At 41.8% G+C, this 6,105-nt stretch carries 4 protein-coding genes and 1 pseudogene; 1 reads left to right on the top strand and 4 read right to left on the bottom strand.

Annotated features, from left to right (window positions below):
• Positions 1-626: 626 nt before the first annotated feature.
• Positions 627-1,637: a heme-binding protein gene (locus tag MHN32_RS23170; protein WP_010604792.1), complete on the bottom strand. Its 1,011-nt coding sequence runs from the start codon at positions 1,635-1,637 to the stop codon at positions 627-629.
• Positions 1,638-1,916: 279 nt separating this feature from the next.
• Complete coding sequence (gene asnS / locus MHN32_RS23165; protein ID WP_010379069.1) at positions 1,917-3,314, bottom strand: asparagine--tRNA ligase; 1,398 nt, start codon at positions 3,312-3,314, stop codon at positions 1,917-1,919.
• Positions 3,315-3,542: 228 nt separating this feature from the next.
• Between asnS and MHN32_RS23160 the strand changes: the two genes are divergently transcribed.
• Positions 3,543-3,977: an AAA family ATPase gene (locus MHN32_RS23160; protein ID WP_026000942.1), complete on the top strand. Its 435-nt coding sequence runs from the start codon at positions 3,543-3,545 to the stop codon at positions 3,975-3,977.
• Positions 3,978-4,249: 272 nt separating this feature from the next.
• On the opposite strand, the gene MHN32_RS23155 is transcribed toward MHN32_RS23160, so the two are convergent.
• Positions 4,250-5,209: an integron integrase gene (locus MHN32_RS23155; RefSeq protein WP_239422934.1), complete on the bottom strand. Its 960-nt coding sequence runs from the start codon at positions 5,207-5,209 to the stop codon at positions 4,250-4,252.
• Positions 5,210-6,014: 805 nt separating this feature from the next.
• A pseudogene (locus MHN32_RS23890) lies at positions 6,015-6,105 on the bottom strand (transposase); the annotation flags it as partial.

The following is a 6,105-nucleotide window of genomic DNA, read 5'->3' as shown; positions in this document are numbered from 1 at the left end:
CGCACTGCGGTTGACATAAAACACATTGTGTTGGCTGGCAAGTAACACACTGCGGTTGACATAAAACACATTGTGTTGGCTGGCAAGTAACACACTGCGCAGGCTGACAGGTTACACAGAACGAAATGATACAAGGAACACACTGTATGCTTTGTGCGCATTGAACACTAGCGCCCCCTGAAGGTTGACACTGTAGACATTGCAGTGATGCAGATTCTGGCGTAGCAGTAGGCTGACAGTGAAGGCAGCAGTTACAGAAATTGACAACACAAGGGAGGCAGTTTGTACAAGGCGAGCATGGAGTGCAAGGAGTACATAAATAGCAAGGACTGCACGTAAGGGCGCAAGCGTCGCATTTACGTACTCCCTCTGCTTGCTGCTCAGAATATTGCTTTTCTAATTCTTTAACTTTTGAACTTAGCTCTGTGAGCTGAACCTGAAGATCTTTAACGTCATTACTCATTTTCAAATCCTTTATGACCAAAGTCATGGCTTTAGATTGATGTTTGGTGCCGAGCGATAGACACCGCTAAATTCGCCATGGCAAATAACAACAAGGTTGAGACCTGACTAACTACATGTAGATATCAACTTATATTTTGAACCTGAGCGAAATCCTAGTATCGCTATCCCACCTTAAACAGGGTGTTTGCAGTAATGTGGGGAAACAGTAGTTTGCTGTTTTTGGTGTTGTTAAACTGTAGCGAAATATTCTGTGTGTATTGCAGTTGCAACGCGCCACTGGATAACCTTTCTATCCAGTAAGTGGTAGAAAAGTTTGGAACGTCTACATGGTTTTTACAAAATGGGATACTTGAAACTAATCCATCATTGTCACTGTTAACGGTCAAAATATCCGTTTTAGTGATAGGGTTATATGCTTGGTTAACTAGCAATTGTTGTTCTAACACGATATTCGGATTGATATTTGGATTACTCGGTGAGTTTTCTCCATACAAACCCGCAATGGCAGTACCTGCCTTAGTTTCTGGTTGCGGCAGCGTGTTGGCAATGGGAATTTCTGGACGACCATCGACAAAGTGATGATTTCCAAGTGCTAAAATTGAGTTACCGTGTGGAATTGAAACCTGTTTGACTATCGCATGCTCTGGATTTTGTATTGGCACGTTTGCTCCACCTGAAGGAGCGGGGATATAAGGAGGGCGGTTGTACTTACCTGAACCTTGATTGGTGGTGGCTAAATTGAGCCAAGTGCCATTTTCAGCATGCACAAGTTGGTCTTTCTTGTCACCGTCGGCAAAAAATACACGTTGCTCATAAAAGATCGTATAACTATTTTGTTGATAATCTCCACCTCGATTTACTACTTTTCCTTGTGTGGCGCTAAAGGTGATCACCTCGTAGTAAGGGAAATTAAATAATATAACCCCTTCTGGAGCAGTTTCTTGCGGCAGCGGCATGACATTAAATCCCGCAAAACGAGCGCTTGCCCAAGTGCCGATGAGATCTGCCAATGGCCCAAGTGCGCTGAGGGTTTCTGGCTGGCTATTTCCTCCTCCTGTTGCGAGTAAAGGTATATTGTAATCTGGGACAAAACCTTGCTTGTTAGGTTGCAGCGCAGCTTGTAGGTGATCTGCTGTGGCTTTTGCTTGCTGATTGGTGACAGTATTAAACATAAAAAACTCCCTTTAAAAGGTTTGTTAATAAAGTGTTTTCAGTGTTTAATTTAAGTATGGTTATGCAAATTGATCGATTACATCACATTACATTGAGGGCTGTGTTGTGCATATGAATACTTAGGTGTTTGAATTGGCAGGGTTCTATGACCTCGGGTGAGCGCTATGTTGGTACAACTATAGTAAAGCGCTGACGTTATCATGAGAGCTCTCTAAACGCACAATGCAAAACGCTCCCATAAAAGGGAGCGTTTTTAGCAAAGCTGAGTTTGTGACGTTTTAGTAAGTCGCGCTGCCTTTAGTACGAGGGAAGGCAATAACGTCACGTACGTTGCCCATGCCAGTAACATAAGCAACCAAGCGCTCAAAGCCAAGACCAAAGCCTGAGTGAGGCACTGTTCCATACTTACGTAGGTCGCGGTACCAGCTGTAATCTTCTTTGTTTAAGCCCATTTCTTCAAGACGCGCATCTAGCACATCTAAACGCTCTTCACGTTGTGAGCCACCAATGATTTCACCAATACCAGGCGCAACGACGTCCATAGCGGCAACGGTTTTACCGTCTTCGTTTTGGCGCATGTAGAATGCTTTGATATCACGAGGGTAGTTTTTGATAACTACTGGTGCGTTAAAGTGTACTTCAGCAAGGTAACGTTCGTGCTCTGATTGTAAGTCGACGCCCCACTCAACAGGGAATTCAAACTCTTTATCACATGCTTTTAGAATTTCGATAGCATCTGTGTAATCTACCTGAGCAAAGTCTTTATCGATGAATGATTCTAGGCGAGTAATGGCATCTTTTTCGATGCGCTGTGCAAAAAATTCCATATCATCACGACGTTCGTCAAGTACTGCTTTAAACACATACTTCAACATGTCCTCAGCGAGCGCCGCGATGTCGTTAAGGTCGGCGAATGCCACTTCAGGCTCAACCATCCAAAATTCTGCTAAGTGACGAGAAGTGTTTGAGTTTTCAGCACGGAATGTTGGACCAAAAGTATAGATTTTTGAAAGGGCACTCGCGTATGTTTCGCCGTTAAGCTGACCCGATACGGTCAAGAATGCTTCTTTACCAAAAAAGTCTTCTGAATAGTCTACATCGCCTTTGTCTGTGCGTGGTAGGTTGTTCATATCAAGTGTAGATACACGGAACATCTCGCCTGCGCCTTCACAGTCACTTGCGGTAATGATAGGCGTGCTGATCCACTGGTAGCCACGCTCATGATAAAAACGGTGAATAGCTTGTGCAAGACAGTTACGTACACGCGTAACCGCGCCCATAACATTAGTGCGAGGGCGAAGGTGCGCATGTTCGCGTAAGTATTCAATACTGTGGCGTTTTGCAGCCATTGGGTATGAATCTGGATTCTCAACCCAGCCTAATACCTCAACGCTGTTCGCTTGGATCTCAAAAGATTGACCTTGACCTTGTGATTGTACAAGCACACCAGTCACCGCTACTGAACACCCAGCAGTAAGACGAGTCACTTCGTCATAATTATTCAGCGAATTAGGGACTACGGCTTGAATAGGGTCAAAACAAGAACCGTCATGAACGGCTAGAAATGAAATACCTGCTTTTGAATCACGTCGTGTACGGATCCAGCCTTTTACTGTTACTTGGCTGTCAACCGCAACGGTGCCTGCTAGTAGCTCCGTTATCGCTGTGTGGCTCATCTTTACTCCAAATGATTTATTTTTTATTTGTAAATTAAAAGACAGAGTGTCTTATCGTCATGTAAGCCGTATCTTACCTGCGATGGACAAATAAAAAAACACTGAAATGCAAAAAACTGGGCTGAAAAGAATGAGTAAAAGCCATGAAAAAACAGTCGGACTGTGGCATTATGAATGTTCGATGATAAAAATAGCTTTATTAATACTAACAGTGACGTTCAAAACTCGATGAAACAAGTTTTTATTTTGAGGGGTCTACCTGGCTCTGGAAAATCGCATTATGCGCAAACGCTAGCTGACGATCTCGTCTCCGGCGATGAAACACAGTATTTTATCTGTTCAACCGATGATTATTTTCTTAATGAAAACGGCGAGTATCATTTTGAAAAACAACGCCTTTCAGAATATCACAACTTAAACTTAGCCCGGTTTATTAATGCCTTAGCTGAAGGTATCCCTTTGGTCGTTGTTGATAACACCAATATCAAGAAATGGGAGTTTGTTGCTTATGCGTCAGCTGCTGTGGCAATGGGTTATCAAGTGAAAGAAGTCATTGTCGGTGAAATTAAAGATAAATCCCTACAGCACTTATATGCCAAGCGTAATAGCCATGGCATTGGCTTGAAAACAATTTCAAAAATGGCCCACCTTTTCGAATGGTGATCAAGCATAGGGTAGAGTAACCCTAACAACGCTCGCGTATGTAAAACAGGGTAGTATCATATCCGATCTTACAGTTAAAAAGAGTGGGTTTAGACTTCACCTTAGAGCAAACAAGAGACGGTCGTCAATGTTAGCCTTATTTTACATAGCGGCCGTTTAGTCAGCTCATTCCTGCCCCATTGCTATTCAGCAGTGTGATGTGCAACCAACTTTTTTAGCTTCAGTTGACCCAATTTTCGTAATGCTACTGAGTTTCGAAAGGGCTCTGACATTTATATTGTGTCTAACGGGCTAGTTGTACCTGCAAAATGTTGGCCAAGTACATGTGTATAGATTTGTGTGGTACTAACGTCATTGTGGCCCAGTAATTCTTGAACACTTCTTATATCACGACCAGCTTGAAGCAAATGGGTTGCGAAGCTATGCCTAAACGTATGGCAGGTGACGCGTTTATTTATTTGAATATTACGCACGGCATTCCCGAGCGCTTTACGAATAACACTTTGATGTAAATGGTGCCTGCAAAGTGTTCCTGTATAAGGATTGATACAAGTAGTGCTGGAAGGGAAAATAAACATCCACCCATGCTGCCTAAACGCGTTGGGATACTTGCGTTCTACTGCATTTGGCAGAGATGGACCTATCCCGTGAAGGTTGTCATCCTGTTGAATCTTAATAGCCATTTCAATATATGTAGTGAGCTTGTTTGCGCATCTATTGCTGAGGATGGTTTGCCTATCTTTATGCCCTTTACCGTCTCTAACGGTCAGCGAAGCTCTATCAATATCAATATCTTGGATACGTAACCTGAGGCATTCTGAAACTCTTAGTCCGCTACCATAGAGTAGTTCTATTATTAGTCTATCGCGGCCATCAAGTTCATTTAGTATTAGTGAGATTTCTGATGGGGATAACACTGTAGGTAAATGTCTTTGTTTAGTGGCATAGCAAAAATCTAAATCCCCAAGCTCATGGTGCAAATGCTTCTGATACAAATAGGCTAACGCGTTAAGTGCAATTTTTTGTGTGTTGATAGCCACATTTCGTTGGTTGGCAAGGAAGGTTAAAAATTGTGTAACCTCTTCCGTTCCCATTGTCTCAGGGTGACGCTTGTGGTGAAAGTTAATGAATGCCTTAATCCAATATAGGTAGGTTTTTTCTGTTCTAATGCTGTAACCACGCATACGCATTTCTTCCTGAAGACCTTTCAGAAATGGGCTTTTTAGACTCATGATAACTCATTAGCTCAAATTGCTGTATATGTATACAGTGTTATCTGGAATTCTCGGATATCAAGGGAAATAATGAAAAAATTTTTGCGCGTTTATGCATGAATAAATTAAAAATATTATTGTTTATCAAAATTTTATATGTCTTCGATTTGAAATAATAGGTTTGGGAAACGCGCATGCGCATTTTTCCAGATGGTATATTTAGCAGAATGCTGATAAGTTCTTTGCATACTGATAGTTAACTGTGCGCATTTTCACTGGTCCAACGAGGTAAACGCGCATGCGCACGAATAAAATGTTATATGCCTAAGAGAGTTATGTGAATATTGCTATTTTTGTGGTTTCGTTTGTGGTCTATGTTTGCCTCTGTTTGGGTATCGTAAAGTTCCATAAGCATTTAGCGGATAAACTTAAACTGACTAGTCGGCATAGTTTACTAAACGTGTTTAGCCAATATATTTGGTTCCTGATGTTTATCGTTACCTACATCCCGTTTAGTATATTCTTCCCTGCATGGTTAAATGGAAAACTTGGCATTGAAAATAAGAAAAATAAGTGACATCCATCATGAAAATAAGAAAAATAAGTGACATCCATCATAATTAACATATCACAATTAGCAACCAAGCTGAGGTAGTGAAGTAAAAAGTATAAAAATACTTCAATCACTGGGTACAAAAACGTTTTTTGGTAGGCCAATTCTTATCGCCTAGGCATATTTCTGCACCAAGACTGGCTAATCGTGTACGACAAAGCGCTGTAAATACAACAGTAAGAAATTCTAGAATTGAGAATGCGAGTTTTGCTAAGCCAACAAGCGCTCGCAGTTTGTTAGGTTTGTCCGTCGTCGTTTTTGCAGTGTTTCGCAGTAAGCGGTTATTGTTCGCTCTCGACCA

The sequence above is a fragment of the Pseudoalteromonas sp. Of11M-6 genome (assembly GCF_022347905.1).
Lineage (GTDB): Bacteria > Pseudomonadota > Gammaproteobacteria > Enterobacterales > Alteromonadaceae > Pseudoalteromonas.
Note: the sequence above shows the minus strand (reverse complement) of the source record. Positions and strands in the feature narration are given on the sequence as shown.

Excerpts from the sequence above, each read along its gene's own strand:
- MHN32_RS23160 (WP_026000942.1), top strand. The coding sequence starts at position 3,543 with ATGAAACAAGTTTTTATTTTGAGGGGTCTACCTGGCTCTGGAAAATCG.
- MHN32_RS23170 (WP_010604792.1), bottom strand. The coding sequence starts at position 1,637 with ATGTTTAATACTGTCACCAATCAGCAAGCAAAAGCCACAGCAGATCAC.
- MHN32_RS23155 (WP_239422934.1), bottom strand. The coding sequence starts at position 5,209 with ATGAGTCTAAAAAGCCCATTTCTGAAAGGTCTTCAGGAAGAAATGCGT.
- asnS (WP_010379069.1), bottom strand. The coding sequence starts at position 3,314 with ATGAGCCACACAGCGATAACGGAGCTACTAGCAGGCACCGTTGCGGTT.